19 protein-coding genes are annotated in these 17,669 nt (G+C 61.2%); 2 read left to right on the forward strand and 17 right to left on the reverse strand.

Annotation, left to right across the window (positions count from 1 at the left end):
* Positions 1-77 precede the first annotated feature (77 nt).
* The 13 genes from HZ993_RS06185 to HZ993_RS06245 all read right to left on the reverse strand — a co-directional run bounded on the left by HZ993_RS06185 (position 78) and on the right by HZ993_RS06245 (position 12,213).
* Positions 78-905 (reverse strand): GGDEF domain-containing protein, encoded by an 828-nt coding sequence (locus HZ993_RS06185; protein ID WP_209396376.1) that lies wholly within the window; start codon positions 903-905, stop codon positions 78-80.
* Positions 906-989: 84 nt separating this feature from the next.
* Positions 990-2,984: an arsenical pump-driving ATPase gene (gene arsA, locus HZ993_RS06190; protein ID WP_371816969.1), complete on the reverse strand. Its 1,995-nt coding sequence runs from the start codon at positions 2,982-2,984 to the stop codon at positions 990-992.
* 368 nt (positions 2,985-3,352) lie between these two features.
* On the reverse strand, positions 3,353-4,732 hold the full coding sequence (locus tag HZ993_RS06195) for a hypothetical protein (protein ID WP_209396378.1): 1,380 nt from the start codon (positions 4,730-4,732) through the stop codon (positions 3,353-3,355).
* Positions 4,733-4,745: 13 nt separating this feature from the next.
* Entirely contained in the window at positions 4,746-5,651 is a 906-nt protein-coding gene (locus tag HZ993_RS06200; protein WP_209396379.1) for a cation diffusion facilitator family transporter, read from the reverse strand.
* The gene (locus HZ993_RS06205; RefSeq protein WP_209396380.1) at positions 5,648-6,334 is read right to left on the reverse strand and encodes a VIT family protein; all 687 of its coding nucleotides are present in this window, start codon (positions 6,332-6,334) and stop codon (positions 5,648-5,650) included. The genes HZ993_RS06200 and HZ993_RS06205 overlap by 4 nt, the downstream gene beginning before the upstream one ends.
* A gap of 299 nt (positions 6,335-6,633) precedes the next feature.
* Positions 6,634-6,828: a hypothetical protein gene (locus HZ993_RS06210; RefSeq protein ID WP_209396381.1), complete on the reverse strand. Its 195-nt coding sequence runs from the start codon at positions 6,826-6,828 to the stop codon at positions 6,634-6,636.
* A 25-nt stretch (positions 6,829-6,853) separates the two neighbouring features.
* Entirely contained in the window at positions 6,854-7,567 is a 714-nt protein-coding gene (arsH, locus tag HZ993_RS06215) for an arsenical resistance protein ArsH (protein ID WP_209398304.1), read from the reverse strand.
* A 16-nt stretch (positions 7,568-7,583) separates the two neighbouring features.
* The gene (gene arsC, locus HZ993_RS06220; protein WP_209396382.1) at positions 7,584-8,006 is read right to left on the reverse strand and encodes an arsenate reductase (glutaredoxin); all 423 of its coding nucleotides are present in this window, start codon (positions 8,004-8,006) and stop codon (positions 7,584-7,586) included.
* Entirely contained in the window at positions 7,999-8,679 is a 681-nt protein-coding gene (locus tag HZ993_RS06225) for an MIP/aquaporin family protein (protein ID WP_209396383.1), read from the reverse strand. Before HZ993_RS06225 ends, arsC begins: the two co-directional genes overlap by 8 nt.
* Before the next feature lie 4 nt (positions 8,680-8,683).
* Positions 8,684-9,184 carry an arsenate reductase ArsC gene (locus HZ993_RS06230; RefSeq protein WP_209396384.1) on the reverse strand — a complete coding sequence of 167 codons (501 nt, stop codon included), beginning with the start codon at positions 9,182-9,184 and terminating at the stop codon, positions 8,684-8,686.
* 29 nt (positions 9,185-9,213) lie between these two features.
* Positions 9,214-9,543, reverse strand: coding sequence for a helix-turn-helix transcriptional regulator (locus tag HZ993_RS06235; RefSeq protein WP_209396385.1), 330 nt, complete (start codon positions 9,541-9,543; stop codon positions 9,214-9,216).
* A 92-nt stretch (positions 9,544-9,635) separates the two neighbouring features.
* Complete coding sequence (locus HZ993_RS06240; RefSeq protein WP_245213843.1) at positions 9,636-10,835, reverse strand: MFS transporter; 1,200 nt, start codon at positions 10,833-10,835, stop codon at positions 9,636-9,638.
* A 28-nt stretch (positions 10,836-10,863) separates the two neighbouring features.
* Entirely contained in the window at positions 10,864-12,213 is a 1,350-nt protein-coding gene (locus HZ993_RS06245) for an NAD(P)-binding domain-containing protein (protein WP_209396386.1), read from the reverse strand.
* Between the two features lie 193 nt (positions 12,214-12,406).
* Between HZ993_RS06245 and HZ993_RS06250 the strand changes: the two genes are divergently transcribed.
* Positions 12,407-12,973, forward strand: coding sequence for a sigma-70 family RNA polymerase sigma factor (locus HZ993_RS06250; RefSeq protein WP_209396387.1), 567 nt, complete (start codon positions 12,407-12,409; stop codon positions 12,971-12,973).
* Here HZ993_RS06250 and HZ993_RS06255 read toward each other — a convergent pair.
* The 3 genes from HZ993_RS06255 to HZ993_RS06265 form a co-directional block, all read right to left on the reverse strand.
* Positions 12,966-13,430 (reverse strand): EVE domain-containing protein, encoded by a 465-nt coding sequence (locus tag HZ993_RS06255; RefSeq protein WP_209396388.1) that lies wholly within the window; start codon positions 13,428-13,430, stop codon positions 12,966-12,968. The two genes, HZ993_RS06250 and HZ993_RS06255, sit on opposite strands and share 8 nt — an antisense overlap.
* A gap of 3 nt (positions 13,431-13,433) precedes the next feature.
* Positions 13,434-14,027 carry a hypothetical protein gene (locus HZ993_RS06260; protein WP_209396389.1) on the reverse strand — a complete coding sequence of 198 codons (594 nt, stop codon included), beginning with the start codon at positions 14,025-14,027 and terminating at the stop codon, positions 13,434-13,436.
* 89 nt (positions 14,028-14,116) lie between these two features.
* On the reverse strand, positions 14,117-15,154 hold the full coding sequence (locus tag HZ993_RS06265; protein WP_209396390.1) for a hypothetical protein: 1,038 nt from the start codon (positions 15,152-15,154) through the stop codon (positions 14,117-14,119).
* Positions 15,155-15,284: 130 nt separating this feature from the next.
* On the opposite strand from HZ993_RS06265, the gene HZ993_RS06270 reads away from it, so the two are divergent.
* Entirely contained in the window at positions 15,285-15,827 is a 543-nt protein-coding gene (locus tag HZ993_RS06270; protein ID WP_209396391.1) for a hypothetical protein, read from the forward strand.
* A gap of 4 nt (positions 15,828-15,831) precedes the next feature.
* On the opposite strand, the gene HZ993_RS06275 is transcribed toward HZ993_RS06270, so the two are convergent.
* Positions 15,832-17,607, reverse strand: coding sequence for a DUF885 family protein (locus HZ993_RS06275; protein WP_209396392.1), 1,776 nt, complete (start codon positions 17,605-17,607; stop codon positions 15,832-15,834).
* Positions 17,608-17,669 lie beyond the last annotated feature (62 nt).

Genomic DNA, 17,669 nt, shown 5'->3' on the forward strand with positions numbered 1-17,669 from the left:
CTACAGGTGTATGTATTACAGACAATTCCCCCGTGGGCCGCAAACCCAACCGTCCAGCGCTGAACAATTCAGGGTATTCACCGTGAAAAGGCAAACTCCGTCTGGTCCCGCTTGGCCCGGTACATGGCCATATCGGCCTGTTTGACCAGCGCATCCACTGTACCCCCATCCAGCGGGAAACAGGCAATACCCATGCTGATGCGGATGCTGATACGCCCCACGCTCAGGTGGCACGGGGCCTGCACACAGTCAATGATCTTCTGGGCCAGACTGGCGAGTGTGGGTGTGTCGTTTTCACCCATGACCAGGTACAAAAACTCGTCACCCCCCACGCGGGCAACGGTATCGTCCTCCCGGGTGTTTTCCCTGAGCCGGTCGGCCACCGTTTGCAGCAGCGCATCACCCACATCGTGGCCGTGGGTGTCGTTGACGGCCTTGAATCCATCCAGATCCATAAACATCACGGCCAGTGTGAGGCCGAGCCGCTTGGCCTGCGCCAGCCCGTGTTCCAGCCTGTCGTTGAACAGGGAGCGATTGGCCAGGCCAGTCAACGCATCGTGCATGGCCGCATGGCGGGCCGTCAGCTCCTGCTCGGTGATTTCGGCCAGTTGCAGGTGCAAGTCCTGGCGTTCACTGACCTCCGCACCCAACGCCGCTGTCACCTTGGCCAGCTTGCCCGATGCCTCCTGCACCTTCTCCTCCACCGCCTGGGTTTTACGCAAGGCCGACTTCAGGCTGCCGGAGGGGCTTCCTGGCCGATTCTCCTGCTTCAGGGAGGTGTGGATGGTGGAAAGCTCGGCCGCACTTTCGTCCACCAGCACTTTGACATGCCGGGTTTGCCCCAGCACGTCGGTCAGAGACTCGGTGGGCTCTGCGCCATTCGGCGGGTTGGAGTCTGCGATCATGGGCTGGCCTTATCTGCGGTAATACGCCGAGAGTAACGCCGCCAGAACGGGGCGTCTGTTCGCAAACACACGCTCGGGTGTGGCTCAACGCGTCAGTGCAGACAGCGCAGCAAAACCAATGGGCGCCTTGGCCTTCCAGGGCAGCACATAGGTACGTTGGGCCAGGCCTTGGGCAATGCGCTGCATCTGTTTGTGCTCACCCTCCAGGCGGGCACGCAGCAAGGGGTCTTGTGTGCCCGCCGCGGCAATGCTTTTGTTGATGACCCAGGCAAAGGGTTCAATCTGGGCGCGGCGCAAATCCTCTTGCAGCGCCTGGGCCTGTGACACGGGAGTGGTCTCGGGCAATGTGACCAGAATGATGCGGGTGTAGTCCGGGTCCTGCAGGCGCATCAACGGGGTCACCATGCGCCCGGCGGTATGCCCTTCCAACTCCCGCACCATCTGGCGATGGTAGGCGCCGGTGGCATCCATCAGCAACAACGAGTGGCCGGTCGGCGCGGTGTCCAGCACCACAAAGGCACTGCGCGCCTCGCTAACCACCTTGGAGAAAGCGTGGAACACGGCCACCTCTTCGGTGCAGGGCGAGCGCAGGTCTTCGAGCATCAGCGCGCGCTCGGGCTCACTCAGGCCCGCACCCTTGGTCGCCATGATTTTGTCCACATAACGCTGGGTTTCGGCGACAGGGTCGATACGGTCTACCCGCAAGCCTGGCACCGCGCCGTCCAGCGTTGCAGCCAGATGGGCTGCGGGGTCGGTCGTGCTCAGGTGCACTGTTTTGCCACGCTGCACCAGGCCAATGGCCACAGCAGCGGCGATGGTGGTCTTGCCCACACCGCCCTTGCCCATGACCATGATGAGGCCATGTTCGGCCTGTGCCAGCGCGTCCACCAGGGCATCCAGGCCCTGACCCGCGGGCATGGCGGGGAGCGCCGTGGTCTGCATGCCCACCGCGTGTGCCGGGTCACTAGAAAGCAGTGCCCGCAGCGCCGCCAGCCCCACGGTGTCAAAGGCGCGCAGGGGCACACGGTCTTGCGGCAAGGCCAGCAGGTTTTGGGGCATGGCTTGTAGGGCCTGGGTGCCCAGCGTTTCTATGGCCGCGGCGATGGCATCGTCCGGGTCGCTGGCGTGGAAGACACCGTTGACCACCAGGCGCTGGTTGTGCAGACCCAAGGCAATCAACTCGTCCGATGTGCGCGACGCCTCGTTGATGGCGCCGGCTTCTGCACGGGTGACCAGGACCACGGTTGTTTGGGCGGGGTCACTCAGCGCACCCAGTGCAGCCTTGAAGCGCTCTTCCTGCATCTTCAAACCCGAATGGGGTCCCAAACAAGACGCGCCCCTGTCATTACCCGCCAGAAAACCGCTCCAGGCCTTGGGCAGGCTTAACAGGCGCAGCGTATGGCCCGTAGGCGCGGTATCAAACACGATATGGTCATACCGCTGGTCCGCATCGGACAGCAGCGAGGCAAACTCGTCAAACGACGCAATCTCGGTGGTGCAGGCGCCCGACAGTTGCTCTCGCACGGTGGAGAGTTCGGCGTCGGTTGTCCCCTCCTCCATCTGCGCGACCACACGCTGGCGGTAAGACTCTGCGGCGGTGTTGGGGTCGATATTGAGTACCGACAGTCCGGCTACGTTGGGCACGGGCGTCGGCGTGTTCTTCAGTTCCACACCCAGCATCTCATCCAGGTTGGACGCCGCATCGGTGCTGACCAGCAAGACCTTTTTGCCCGCGTCCGCCAAGTGGATGGCCACCGCGGTGGACAACGAGGTTTTGCCCACGCCGCCCTTGCCGGTGAAGAACAGGTGTCGGGTGGGGTGGCTCAGCAGGTCCAGGCGCTGGGTTCTAAGCCAGCTCTCTACTTTCTGGTGTGTAGGGATGCCGCCGCTATGCACCACCACGCCCCTCATCATCACAGCGGGTGTCGCGGTAATTCCGAGCCGGTGTATTTCGTCTCGGTCTTCGGTTTTGGTGATGCTGACAGCCACGCCCATATCAGTAGCTACCCGTTCAATCATGGCAACTGTGCTTTGACACTTTGCGCAGCCTGACCCTAAAACAACAAGTTCCATATTCATCTCCTCACGTCGAATGACAGCAGCCAATATGGCCCCATAGTTGCAGAAACACCCTTGTATGGCGGTACTCCAGCGCACGTTATTTGGTAGGCGCCGCCAACTGGCTTTGCTGCACGACGGTATGCGAAGCCTGGCATGGGCGCTTTCAAAGCTGTTTCAGCATTTGCGCCAGCTTAGTAACCTTGGCTCGGTACATGGGTGCGATCAGGCAGTAGGTTGACCTGGGTCAAACATTTGGCGGCCTGCCGCGCAGTCTTTGCGCTGGATTGGCGGCATCATTATGAACAAAATGTGCCTCTAGCCCCCGTGAAATATAAGCTTATAGCTATCTATTTCATAGCATATTTCATACACCACGCTTTCACGCTTTACTTCTTTTGCGCACAGGCACCATCGTCGCAGGAAGTCCGCGGGTGCTGCGCGCCTATCGCGGCCCCATCGGGCACCCACAGCACCGGCGCGAAGCCACCACCCTCCGTGCGGAAGTTGGTGGTCTGGCCGCTGTAGGTGCGGGCGGCCAGCAGTTGCACACGCCCAGCATAGGCATAGGCGCGCAGGTCAAACTTCAATTCGGTGGCAGAGTCACCCACCTGTATGGCGCGCAGCGGTGGCGGCACCAGCGCCTGGGCGATGTACTCGCCTTGCAGGATCTGCTCCCACACTTTTTTGGTGAGCTTGTCGCCCCGGTAAACCGCGCGGGCACCGAAGCCATCCAGCGGTTTGAAGAAGAAGTGCTTTCGTTGTTCCCAAAGCGCTGCGGCGTTGTCAGCATTCACGCGCTCACAGGCGGGCACCGCGGACAGTAAGGTTTTCTGGTCAGCGTCCGAAACTCCCAAGGCCTGCAGTGCCACCGCCTGACCGAGCGTGACCAGATGTTGCTTGTTGGCGCGCAAAGCGTGTGCACGCGGATGCGGCGTCACCGCCACCACATCGTCGATGTACGCTTGCGCCAGCGCCGTATGGTCAGGTTCAGAGAGGTCAAAGTCGGTCAGGCGGTTGTAGACCAGATCCAGAGGTGTGTCTGTGGGTAGCGCGCCGCTGTACAGCACGCCGTCACGCAGTTGCAGGCTGGCCGGGTCGGTCACTACGGCCTGTATGCCGTGGCGCTGGAACAGCTCGGCAAACAGCGCGAACTCGGGCGCCAGGTACTGGCTTTGTGGCGCCGCATCCACGATGGCGACGGTGCGCAGGGGGCGTGATGCTTGCCCGCGGGACTGGTTGAACAGGTCCCACTCGGACTGGAACATGGCCACAAACTCTTCTTCCAGCGTGGCCATGTCGCGGTAGCCGTTGAGCGCCTGGTTCATCAGCCCACAGCACACGGCTTGCGCGCGCAGCAACACGGCGTTGAGCATGGCGCCACCGGCGTTGGTGTTGATTTCAATGAGCTGCGGGCCTGTGGGCGTAATGTGAAAGTCGTAACCCATGAACACGCCCAGTGGGCCGCGGTCCACTTGCGCAATGGCGCTTGCTCCGGGCAGCACCTGATCTGCCCAGGTGGGCAGCGATAGTGTGCATTCAATGGCCGCCACCGCAGCCTGCACCGCTTCTATGGTGGCTTGTGCGGCAAACACAGCCGTGCTGGAAAACAGGTGCGGGTGGGTTTGCGCCAATGTGCTGGCTACATCGCGCAGGCCCGCATTGCGGCCAATCTCCTGGCGCAACTGGTCTGCGTCAAGTGTCTGGCAGCGGCAGCCGTGGTTGAGAGCATCCGCCAGCGCGGTGGGAGCAAGGTTTGGGGGATGCATAACTTCTATGGATTTAGCTGGCGCAAGGTGTAATTAGGGGTCTTGTGTTCGTTTGCAAGGTGACATGGGTGATTTCAAACCTATCGTGCAGTTGGTCTGTTGCCGCCTCCAGAAAGTCATCGTCCCCGCCACCTTGCGGCATCACCAGGTGGGCAGTCAAGGCAATCTGTGATGTGCCCATTGCCCATATGTGCAAATCGCTGACTCCTGCCACGCCGGGCAAACCTTCCAGTAGCTTGCGCACCGCTAGCGGGTCCACGCTGTCCGGTACGCCATCAAACAGCAGGTGCAGCGACTGTTTGAATAGTCCCCAAGTCCCGAGCAATATGACGCCCGCAATGGCCAGGCTGACCACCGGGTCCAGCCAGGTCCAACCCATCCAGAGCGTCAATGCGCCCGCGACCACCACGCCCGCCGATACCAGTGCATCCGCTGCCATGTGCATGAAGGCCCCGCGAATGTTGAGGTCGCTATCGCGCCCGCGCATGAATAGCAGGGCCGTTGCGGTGTTGATCACAATTCCTACGCTGGCCACCGCCATGATGGTGACGCCCTGCTCCTGCAGCGACACGTCGCCCGACACAACGCGGCCAATGGCTTCCCATGCCAGACCACCCATGGCAACCAGCAACATCAGAGCGTTGGCAAACGCAGCCAAAATAGTGGCGCGCTTCCAGCCATAGGTATGGCGTGCATTGGGTCGCACTTTGACGGCCAGAGCACCGCCCCAAGCCAGCACCAGACCGGCCACATCACTCAGGTTGTGGCCCGCATCGGCCAAGAGCGCCAATGAGTTGATGCGCCAGCCGTAAAAGGCTTCGATGACCACAAAAGCAATGTTGAGCGCAATGCCAATGGCAAACGCACGGTTGTAGCTGGCGGGGGCGTGGCTGTGGCCATGGTCGTGCGTGTCGCTCATACTGAAACCCCAAACAGCATGCCCACTCCCGCCGTAATCGCCATCGCCAGGCTACCCCAGAAGACCACACGCAAAATGCCTTTCACTATGCCCGCGCCACCGGTATAGGCGGCCAGTGCGCCCAGAACCACCAGAAACAGGAGCGAAGTCATCGCCACCACCGGTGACAGCAGGTCAAAGGGCGTTAGCCAAGCGGTAAGCAAGGGCAAGCCTGCCCCCACCACAAACGACAGTGCCGACACCAACGCAGCCTGTAGCGGGTTGGCGCTGCTTGTCTCAGAGATACCCAGCTCATCGCGGGAGTGCGCGCCCAACGCGTCATGTGCAGTCAATTGTGCGGCTACCTGTTGGGCCAGATTCACGTCCAGCCCGCGCTGCACGTAGATGGCGCTCAGCTCGGCTAGTTCACGAACACCGTCGGTGGCAAGTTCATTTTTTTCGCGCGCAATGTCAGCCCGCTCGGTGTCAGACTGCGAACTCACCGACACATATTCACCGGCAGCCATCGACATGGCCCCTGCCACCAGGCCTGCCAGGCCAGCGACCAGCACTGGACCTTGTGTAGTGCTGGCAGCCGCCACACCCAATATCAGGCTGGCGGTGGAGACAATGCCGTCGTTAGCACCCAATACTGCTGCACGCAGCCAGCCTACGTGTTGGGTTCGATGAGCTTCTGAATGCATAGTGGATCAAATCTTTCTTACGACATTAGTCGCTAAAACTCGCGCGCCAAAGAGGCCGCACTGTATTCCGATCGTCTACTTTGGGCCATGTGTCGCAGCGCCTCTGTGCGCTAAGGCGCCGACAGTCAGGTTCTACGCCTCTATTTCGCACAAGGGCCAAGACTTTTTAGGAAGGCTAAGTGTGCGCATACCGATGAAGACGCTGGGCTACTCAAAAAGATGCACCCTCCAGAAACTATTTACGCAAAACGTGTCCCTAGCCCCTATGCACACAGCGTTATATGCTCCTGAATTGATAGCTACTGCAACGCAGGACGTGACACCAAGTCTTGCACATGGTCCGAGGCATCCAGTTGCACCTGGCAGGCCACCGTCATCTGCTGCTTGACGCGCAACCGGTCGCCGAGAGTGTTGCGCGCCGCTTCGAATAGCCAGGCGCGGGCATTGTTGACCGAACCAAACCGCTCACCTTCCCGCAAGGCCGTGAGAATCATGGCGGGTGCTCCTTGGTGCTGAGGCCTAGATTGAACGCTGGTTGACACGTTTGCTCAGTGCGTCAGCAGACTCTTTGCGTTCGCTGTAGCGGTCTACCAGATAGGGCGAAACGTCGCGCGTGAGCAGCGTGAACTTCACCAACTCTTCCATCACATCTACCACGCGCTCGTAGTAGCTGGACGGCTTCATGCGGTCGTCGTCGCCAAACTCCAGAAACGCCTTGGCCACCGAGCTTTGGTTGGGAATGGTGAGCATGCGCATCCAGCGGCCCAGCACACGCATCTGGTTCACCGCATTGAAGGATTGCGAACCACCACTGACCTGCATCACCGCCAACGTTTTGCCTTGGGTCGGGCGCACTGCGCCCAAACTCAGCGGAATCCAGTCGATCTGCGACTTCATGATGCCGGTCATGGCGCCATGCCGCTCGGGCGATGTCCATACCATGCCTTCGGCCCAGGTCACCAGTTCGCGCAGCTCTTGCACCTTGGGGTGGGAGTCGGGCGCGTCATCGGGCAGCGGCAAACCACTGGGATTGAAGATGCGTGTCTCGGCCCCCATGGCTTGCAACAAGCGCGCGGCCTCTTCGGTCAACAAACGGCTGAAGGACCGCGCCCGCAACGAGCCGTACAACAAGGCGATGCGGGGTGAATGGGACGATGGTGCGCCTGCGTGCAACTGGCCCGCGTCAGGCTTGCGAAAGTGTGCTGCATCCAACTGCGGTAGGGATGGATACATGGGCTCGGTATTGGAATCAGACACGTTGACCCTGTGTGTTGATGACTGCTTCGCCGTCTTCCTTGGTAAACGCGCCGCGCTGGGGATCGGGCAAGATGTCCAGCACCCGTTCGCTGGGGCGGCACAGCATGGCGCCCAGTGGCGTCACCACCACGGGGCGGTTCATCAGAGCGGGGTGTTGCACCATGAAGTCCAGCAGTTGGTCTTCGGTCCACTGTGGGTCGGCCAATCCCAATTCTGCGTAGGGCGTGCCTTTCTCGCGCAGCAGTTCACGCGCGCTTATGCCCATGACTTGCAGCAGCTGTTGCAAACGCTGCTTGTCCGGTGGTGTCTTCAGGTATTCGATGACTTCGGGCTCGGCTCCGCTGTTGCGGATCAGGGCCAGGGTGTTTCGGGATGTTCCGCAGGCAGGGTTGTGGTAAATCGTGATGTCAGACATGTTTGTGTTGTTCGGGTGTGTCGGCTTCAAGCCAGGTAAAAAATGCCACGGCCAGGCCAGCGCCGGCTATCTGCGCCAAGATGAAACCGGGCGCATCGGCGGGCCGGATGCCGGAGAACGTGTCGGTGAGTGAACGGGCTACCGTAACCGCGGGGTTAGCAAAGGATGTGGACGCGGTGAACCAATAGGCCGCGGTGATGTAAGACCCCACGGCCACCGGCACAAAGTCGGGCCGTGTTTTGGCCACATTCAGGATCACGGTGAGCAGGCCGAAAGACGCTACCGTTTCGCTCCACCACTGGTGGGGCCCAGTGCGGGTGTGGGTGGATTCCATCAGCAGCGGCAGCTCGAACATGTAGTGGGCGGCCACCACACCGGCAATGGCACCTAGCACCTGCGCTAGCAGATAAACACCCGCGGTGGCCCAAGCCAGGCGCTTCAGTGCTGCTTCCGTCAACGTGACCAGGGGGTTGAAGTGTGCGCCAGACCGCGGGCCAAAGGTCGCAATCAGCGCGATCAAAGCAGCACCGGTGGCCAAGGTATTGGCCAACAGTGCCACGGCGACATTGCCACCGGCCAGCCGCTCCCCCATGATGCCGGAGCCCACCACGGTGGCCAGCAGCAGGGCCGTGCCCATGAACTCGGAGGCGATGGCTTGTTTACTCACACCCATAACCTCAGTCCTTTGCCAAGGCACGGGCCGTGGATTGCAGCATGGTCTTTTCCAGCTTCTCGGGTGGCAGACTGGTCATCAACTCCAGGCGGCGGTGGAGCGCATGCAGGGTGTGGCGAAAGGCCTCCAGTTTTTCCGTATCCGTGCCGTCGCCAGCAGACGGGTCGGGGTAGCCCCAATGGGCTGTGGCTGGTTGACCCGGCCAATAGGGGCACACCTCGCCCGCCGCGTTGTCACACACGGTGATGACCAGGTCCATGTGCGGTGCACCGGGCGCGGCGAATTCGTCCCAGGTTTTGCTGCGCAGCCCCGCGGTTGAAATACCCGCAGCGGCCAGCACCTGCAGGCCCAGTGGATTGGGTTGCTGGTTGTCCCGTGGGCTGCTGCCAGCCGAATAGGCCTTGAACCGGCCCTGGCCGATGTGGTTGAGGATGGCCTCGGCCAGGATGCTGCGCGCCGAATTGTGGGTGCACAAAAACAATACGTTGATCGCTGTATCTGACATGTCAGTTGTCTCTCTCAGTGGGTTGGGGTTTAGGGTGTGCAGCACACGTCTGCAGGCTGATTTGCTTCACATGCCTGGCCACCGCAGCAGTTGGCGGTGAGGTAGGCAATAAGGTCGTTCATAGCCGCAAAGTGGGCGCTGTAATAAATCTTGCGGCCATCGGGGCGCGCCCCGATCAAGCCCGCATGGCTCAGCTCTTTGAGGTGAAAGGAAAGCGGTGACGCGGCAATGCCCAGCGTCTCGGCGATGCCACCGGGCGTGAGCCCGTCGGGCCCTGCCTGCACCAGCATGCGAAAGACCGCCAGGCGGGTCTCATGGGCCAACGCCGCCAGGGCTTTCACCGTTTCAGCAGATGTCATGGGCATGCTCAATCATTTTAATATTCATTGAATTATAGTATCAACGAAATGAAAGATGGCATGCTGCCCGCTGCTGCACAACAGTCCCAGGGTCAAGCGTGTTGCTGCGCCCAGGCCAAGGCCGCAACACCCACCAAGGTGGTGATCAGCATCGCCCACAGGCCTGGGGTGTAGCCCGCCGATGCAGACCACATCCACCCCAGGGCCAGGGGCGCCGTGGCACGTGCCAATGCCACCGGAACACCCAAAGCACCATTGAGCGTGGCCACGTGTTCGCGGCTGACGTACTGGGCCATGGCGGTGCCTTTGACAATGGTCAGCATGCCATTGCCCATGCCAAACAACACCACAAACAGCACCACGACCCCGGTTTGTGCAGGCCCTGCCCACGGCGCGGCCAGCAAGGCCAGCAGACCCAGCGGTATCAGGGCGGGTATCAGGCGGTTGGCCAGGTGCAGGTCAAAGTGGTGCTCAAAAAAATACAGCAGCAAACGCCCCAGCACCTGAAACGCGCCAATACTGGCCGGAATGGCGATGACCCAGGCCTCGCTCAAGCCGTGTTCGCGCAGCAGGTTGATCATGTGCGCTGGCAGCGCTGACGCCACGGCAGTCATCAACACCAGGAAACTGCCCACCAACAAAAAAGCGGGGGACCGCATCAAACTGGCCAAACCCGCTGCAACCTTTGCGCGACCCTGCGCCGTGTGGACCTTGGCGGGCGGTGCGTGGCGCAACTGCATGGCATGCAAGGGCGCGCAGACCAGCAGGTGAATGGCCGCCAGGCTCAGCATGGCAGCACGCCAGCCCCAACCGCTGATCAACCAGGCCGTCAGCGGAATAAATACCGTGCTGGCCAGCCCGCCCAGAAAGGTCATGGTGATGATGGCCCGGCGAAAGTCGAGCGGAAAACGCCGCGTGACCACCGCAAACACCGGCGTATAAAGAATCGCCGCCATGGCCGCACCCAAACCAGCCCAGGCCAGGTAGAAACCCATGAGACTTTGCACGTTGGCCAAGCCAACCAGACAAATGCCCGCCAACACGGAGCCCGAGGTCATGACGATGCGCTCATGCCCCCGGTCTATCCACCGCCCCACCGGGTAAGCCAATGTGCCCTCCACCAGCAGCGCCAGGCTAAAGGCGAGTGACACCTCCACGCGGGTCAGTGCCAGTTCGGTCTCCACCGGCCCCATGATCAGCGCAAAGGTATAGAAGATGCTGCCCCAACTGATGAGTTGGGCCAGAGATAACCAGCCGACCAGGCCGCGTTGGTAGGTGTTTGTTGCGTGCACTGCTGAATCGTACCGTGGTACCTGCAGCCTATGCGCAGCAACTCACTTTCGCCGCCTGCCCCTTGGCAGGAATGGCGCAACAAGCGCTACCACTGGCCACCGGTGCATGGCCCGCCAGGTTGGTAGAGCAAACACCGGTTTGCGGTAGATCCAACTGCACTTGGTCAGCGGCTGCCATATCGCCGGTAATAGCGGCGACCACCGAGCGGGCCTGCTCGTAGCCGGTGGCCATCAGGAAGTTTGGCGCACGCCCATAACTCTTGGCACCGATGGCGTAAAAACCCTGCTCTGGATGCGCCAGCTCGCGGTGCCCGTGTGGGCGCACCGTGCCGCAGCTGTGTTCATTGGGGTCGATCAGGGGCGCCAAAAGCTCGGTGCTCTCCAACCAGGCATCGTGCTGGGTGCGTAACTCATTGGTGATGTGGTGGTCGGGTCTGGCGCCAGTGGCACCAATGATTGCGTCAACCCCTGACACAGCGGGTAAATCGGGGTTGTCGGCCATGACCGTGAGCGCACCATGCACCTGCACCAGGGCCGCAATCCGAAAACCCAAGTGCACCTCCAGTCGCCCCGCATCCACCAGCTTGCGCAAACGCTCGCCCAGCGCCCCACGTGCGGGCAGACCATCTGCGGCGCCCCCGCCAAACACCTTGGTCGTGTCGCTGCCGCGCACCACCCACACCAGGCGGGTGTGGGGCTCTTGCTCGGCCAGGCTCGCCAGTGCAATCAGGCTGCCCGCTGCAGAGTGCCCGGCCCCCACCACCAGCACCTTCTTGCCAGCGTAACGCACACGTTCCGCGCCCAAAATGTCCGGCATGCCATAACGGATCTGGTCGGCATGCTCCCGCTCACCCAATGCGGGCAGGCCATTGCCACCCAACGGATTCGGCTGCGACCAGGTACCCGACGCATCGATAACAGCCCGCGCGTGGAACTCCTGCACACCCCCGGGCATGTCTACACGCAACACAAATGGCGCAGACGCCCGCCCGCGGGTCTTGACCTTGTCAAACCCCTGGCGGCTGACAGCCTGCACCCGTGCATTGAGATGCAAATACGGTGCAATGCTGGGCAGGCGGCTCAGCGGCAACAGGTAGGTATCGACCAGTTCGGCGGCCGTGGGCAACACATCAGCGGCAGGTGTTAACCAGCCTGCCTGGGCCAGCAGGTCTACCGCCGCCTTGTCGGTGTTGTACTGCCAGGGAGAGAACAGCTGCACCTGGCGATAGCCCTGCAGATGGGCGGCAACGCTGTTACCGGCCTCAAACATTACAAATGGCTGGCCGCGTTGCACCAGGTGGGCAGCCGCGGCCAGGCCAATGGGGCCAGCACCAATAATGGCCACTGGCAATAGGGTTGAAGGAATCAAGTTTTGCATGAAATGTCTCTCGGTGGGTTGATGGATACACACCGGTAAAGACGCAGCTTGCAAAAAAGGTCGCATCTGCCATGCGTTTTGCGCAGCGGCCATTGGTTCAATAATGGAGGCAGCGCGTGGCCCCCAAATTTCTTGCAACCTTTTGGAAGTATTACGTCTTTGGTCTTGTACAGACTGCAACCCCCTACCCACCATGACCCACCAGACGCTCACCGCCACCAACGCCCAAACCATGGAACTCTCGGTGGCCTACCGCACCATGCGCCAGACGCTGCTGGGGTTCTTGCGCAACAAAGTATCAGACCCGACAGTTGCCGAAGACCTGTTGCATGAGGTGTTCCTCAAGGCTTTGACGGCTTTGGAGCGCGGCAATGCGCCCAGCAATATGAATGGCTGGCTCTACACCATTGCCCGCAACGGTGTAGTCGACTTCTACCGCAGCAAGCGCCCCAACGAGGTTTTGCCAGAGGATCTGGCGGCCGTCGAAGCCCATGACGACCTGGCCGAGCAACAACTGGCGCTGTGCCTGAAACCCTTTACCGAAGAACTACCCAGCCTCTACCGCGAGACGCTGCTGGCCACCGACTTTGGCGGACGCAGCCTGCAAGACCTGGCAACACAGTGGGACGTATCGGTATCCGCCGTCAAAAGCCGCGCCAGCCGCGGCCGCAAACTGCTCAAGCAAAAGGTGCTGGATTGCTGCAAGGTCGAAGTCTCCAACACCGGGCATGTGCTGGACTACCATCCGCACGTCAAGTAGCCAGGCGTTTCAGAATTGCATCCCAATGCACCGGCTCGACCGGCGTGATGGACAGGCGGCTGCCTTTTTTGAGCACCAGCAGTTCTTGCAGCTCGGCATCGGCCCGCAAGGCGGGCAATGTCAGATTGCGGGTCTTGCGCAGCACCTGCACATCCACCATCAGCCAACGCGGTGCTTCGGGTTTGGAAGCCGGGTCGTAGTAATGCGACTGCGGGTCAAACTGCGTGGGGTCGGTGTAGGCGCCTGAGGCCACCCGTGCAATGCCCACAATGCCCGGCTCGGCGCAACTGGAGTGGTAGAACAACACGCCGTCGTCCACCCGCATACCATCACGCATGAAGTTGCGCGCCTGGTAGTTGCGCACACCGGTCCACGGCACGGTGGCCTTGGGGGCGGCCAGCGCGTCGTCCACCGAGACTTCGCTGGGTTCCGACTTCATGAGCCAGAATTTGGCCATGTCTTATTGGCCCGTCGCAGGCTGGCGCCCACGCCGCTCCTTGGCTTCAATCAGGCGCTGCACCATGGTGCACACCGCCTTGGCCTGCGCTTCATTCACGTCGATGTTTTCAATGACCGAACGCTTGAACTTGATACCGCTGACGTGGCCACTGCCTTCCACAAAACCCAGGGTCAGAGTGCGGTTCAGGAAGTAGTAACCCAACGCGAACACAAAGCCCACGGCGCCGGCGCCCAAAAAAATGGACGCGCCATTACCCACGGCGCCGGTCCGTGCGGCGTCGGACGCAAACGAGGTGCCAATGAACAGGAAAAACGCCACGATGCCCACCGCAGCCTTCCAGGGCTTGTGGTAACCGTAGTAGGTGGAGCACACACTCTGCAACGGTATCAGTCGCGACTGCGTACCCGCCAGTGACGAACTGGAAAACTCCACCCGGTCCATGCCCACCCGGATGGTGGTCACAGGGTCCACACCCATCAGCGACAGGATCCAGGCGACCAGGCCACTTTCGCGGCCGGTGATGCTGACGTAGTTGTTCTTTTCGTCTATGGGTTTGCTGTCAGCTTTCCAGGATTTGATAACCAGTGCGCTCATGAATAAATTCCCTGCTTGATGTGGTGTAGTTGACGCGCCCGAAAGAGGGCCGGTGAAGCATACCGCAGCCAACAGCGCAAAGGCCCGCCCTAAGACTGCATCACGCCCGTATAAATAAACGCCCCATACCCACCCAACAGCACCACCCCCAGCAACCGCGGCAAACGCCCCACCAGCAGGATGCACATGAAGTGCAGCGCCGCCGCCCCCGCAATGGTGTAGATACCCACCTTGAAAAAACCAGGCACCGTGATGGGGTCAAACAGTGCGAACAGACCAACACACATGGGGATGCAGATATGGCCATCCCCCACCTGGGAGCTGACCACCACATCTTGCCGCCCGGCAAAACCAAAATACAGCGCGATAAACGCATTGGGCAACACCATCAGCGCGCCGCTGAGCCAACCCAGGTCTTTGGCGCTGATATAGGGGCTCTTGACGTGCGACACCCAGTTCACCAGGTAGTCAACACTTTTGAACACGCCATAGGCACTGATGGCGATCAGCACCAGATCGAACACGATCGACCACTGGAAGCTGCGGTTCTTGCGCACGTTGTTCTTCAGAATCTCAAACACATGCAGCGCCTGCCAGAACAGGAACAAGCCTACCAAGACCAGGCCGTCATAAAAGTCCAACACACCGTCCTTGGCCAGCGCCCACAGTGTGCCGGTGAACATAAACAGCGCCACCAGCGTCAGCAGCAGGTCCAGCCGGTTCAGGCGCTGCACAGGGTCGGGCTGCCGGGACCTGGCATGAGCGGCCTTGCCACTTTTGTTGCCATGGGCTGCTGCCGCGCCAAAACACAGCGTGGTCAAGCCCAGAATCAGTGTCAGGTTGGTCACGTTGTTGACCAGGCAGTTTTCCATCACGGTGCTGCCCTGGCCGCCCTGGCGGCTCATCACGTAGGCAAACACCAGGTTCGCAAAGCCCGAGCAGTACGGCATGATCAAGGTGCCCAGCACGGTGCCCTCAAAACCTTTGCTTTCAATGGCCTGCAGGCGCCAGATCATCAGCGCCGATGCGGCCATAAATACGCCCAGTTGTGCCACGGGGTGCACCAGGTGGACAGAGAGCTGCTGGAGATGGCTGAGAACGGAGGTTGGTAAGGGATGGAGCTGCATGGCGTGGCCGCCAAGCATACGCGTTTTACCGCTTCACGCAGCGTCACTTTTGGGCGTGTTTCGGGATTGTTTGTGGCGTCTGTGCGACTGAACTTATGTACACTGACCGCTTCTCTGAAAGACCGCCTCCATGACCACTTCGAGCAGCCTGCCCGCCGACACCACCGCCGAGCGCATCGTGCGCCATTTCCAGGCCGAAGGCTTTCCCGGCATCACCGAGGCGGTGCTGGTGCGTATACGGCTCAAAAAGGGGGACAGGCTGGAGGTGGACGCAGCATTTGACAGGGCGCTGGCGCGGGATGCCGCGCCGCCGGTGCAGGAGTATTTTCAGATCCAGCTGTATGGTTTTTACTCCGAGATCCGCAGCCTGCTGAATATCAAAACCGCCTTTGCCGATGACTTCACCAGCGGCCTGCGCGCCGAGCTGCCCAGCATTTATTTTGATGCCGCGCCCGTGGTTGCCAACGATGCGCTGGCCACCGGCACCAAGTACGACGCCATGCTCAAGCTCGGCGACAACGCAGACGGTTATGCGGTGGCCGTGTTGCTGAACGACCCCACCTCGTCCTTTTTTGAATACATGGAATCCCACGTCGGCTACGACTGGGCCACCATCATCGGCACGCTGGGTGCCGCCGCCACCTCCTTTGTGGCGGACGAAGACCTGCTCTGATCGTTTACTGGGCGCCGCGCTTCTCCGACTGCACCCAGGCATTCACCGTATCGCGCAACATGGGCATGGGCAACTGGCCCGAGGTCAGCACCAGGCGGTGGAATTTCTTCACATCAAACCGCGCACCCAGGGCCGCCTCGGCCTCACGCCGCAGGCGGCTGATCTCCAGCTGGCCAATCTTGTAGCCCAGGGCCTGGCCGGGGCGGGCAATGTAACGCTCCACCTCGGACACCACATCACTCTCGGCCATGGATGAGTTGGCCAGCATGTAGTCGATGGCCTGCTGGCGGCTCCAGCCCTTGTAGTGCAGCCCCGTGTCCACCACCAGGCGCATGGCGCGCAACTGCTCGTCGGACAGGCGGCCGTACCACTGGTAGGGGTCAGTGAACAGGCCCAGCTCCTTGCCCAGGCTTTCGGCGTACAGCGCCCAGCCTTCGACAAAGGCCACGTAAAACGTATTGAAGCGGCGGAACTTGGGCAGCGCCGTGTCTTCCTGCGCAATCGCCACCTGGAAGTGGTGGCCGGGCGAGGCCTCGTGCAGCGACAGGGTCTCCATGCCAAAGATGGGCTGGGCCTTCAGGTTGAAGGTGTTCACATAAAAGACCCCGGGGCGAGAGCCATCGGCCGAGGGACTGTCGTACGAGGCGCCGGCGGCGCTTTCCGCACGGAAGGCCTCGACCTCGCGCACCTCGTAGTCGGCCTTGGGGGCAATGTCAAACAGCTTGGGCAGCAGGCCGTTGATGCGGGTCTGCAGCGCGCGGTAACCCGCCAGCAGGTCTTCGGGCTTCTGGTAGTAATAGCGTGGCTCGTCTTGCAGGTGTTTGAAGAAGGCTTTGAGGTCACCGTCAAACTTCACCTCGCGGCGCACGGCGTCCATCTCGCCCAATATGCGGCCCACTTCCTGCAGCCCCAGCGCGTGGATGGCGTCGGGCGTGAGCGTGGTGGTGGTACTGGACTGCACATAGTGGGCATACCAGGCCTTGCCATTGGGCAGGGTTGACCAGGCCGTGCTGCTGCGGGCCTTGGGCAGGTAGCTGTCGCGCACAAAATTGTGCAGCCGCTGGTAGGCCGGGGTGACCTTGGTGCTGATCAGCTGGCGCATCGCAGCGGTGATACGCGCACGGTCTGCGGCTGGCACGGCATCGGGAAAGGCCTTGATGGGGCCCCAGAAAATACTTTGTTCGGGGTCTGGTGTGATCAAGGCGGCCAGCTGCGGCAGCACTTTCTCCACCACCGGCCGTGGCTGCACCACACCTTTAGACATGCCCACGCGCATATTCGCCACCATGCCGTCAAACTGGGGCACCGCCAGCGTCAGGCGCTGCATCCAGTCGTCGTAATCCTTGGTGGTGCGAAACGGCTGCAAGGACTGCCCCGATCCCAACTGCGCCAGAAAGCTGGGCATGCCACCGGTCTGGCTGATGGGCAACATCCAGTCTGGAAAACGCTGGCCTTGCAGTGACTCTTCCAGCTGCAGTTTCAGGATGCCATAGGACAGGCGGTCCCGGGCATCCAGCGCCTGGGGATTAAACGCCTTGAGCTGCTTGAGCTGGCGTTGCAGGTAACGCTGGTTCTCGGCCCGCCAGGCCGCGGAGGTGTCGTCCACCAACTGGCCGTTGTAACGCGGGTCGCCCAGCGAGGTGGCCAAAACAGGCTCCCGCTTTAACGTTTCTTCCCAGCTGGCATCGAGCCACTGGTTGAAGCGTTCGCTCTCTGACGGTTTGGCAGACGCCGTCAGGGTGACGGCGGCGATCAGCAGGGTGGCAAGGAATTGGCGCATGGACGGATCCAGATTGAAATACTATAAAAATACTAGCGTAGTAGCTATATTCTGCGGGGGCT

Origin of the sequence: Rhodoferax sp. AJA081-3, from assembly GCF_017798165.1 — a bacterium.
Taxonomy (GTDB): domain Bacteria; phylum Pseudomonadota; class Gammaproteobacteria; order Burkholderiales; family Burkholderiaceae_C; genus Allorhodoferax.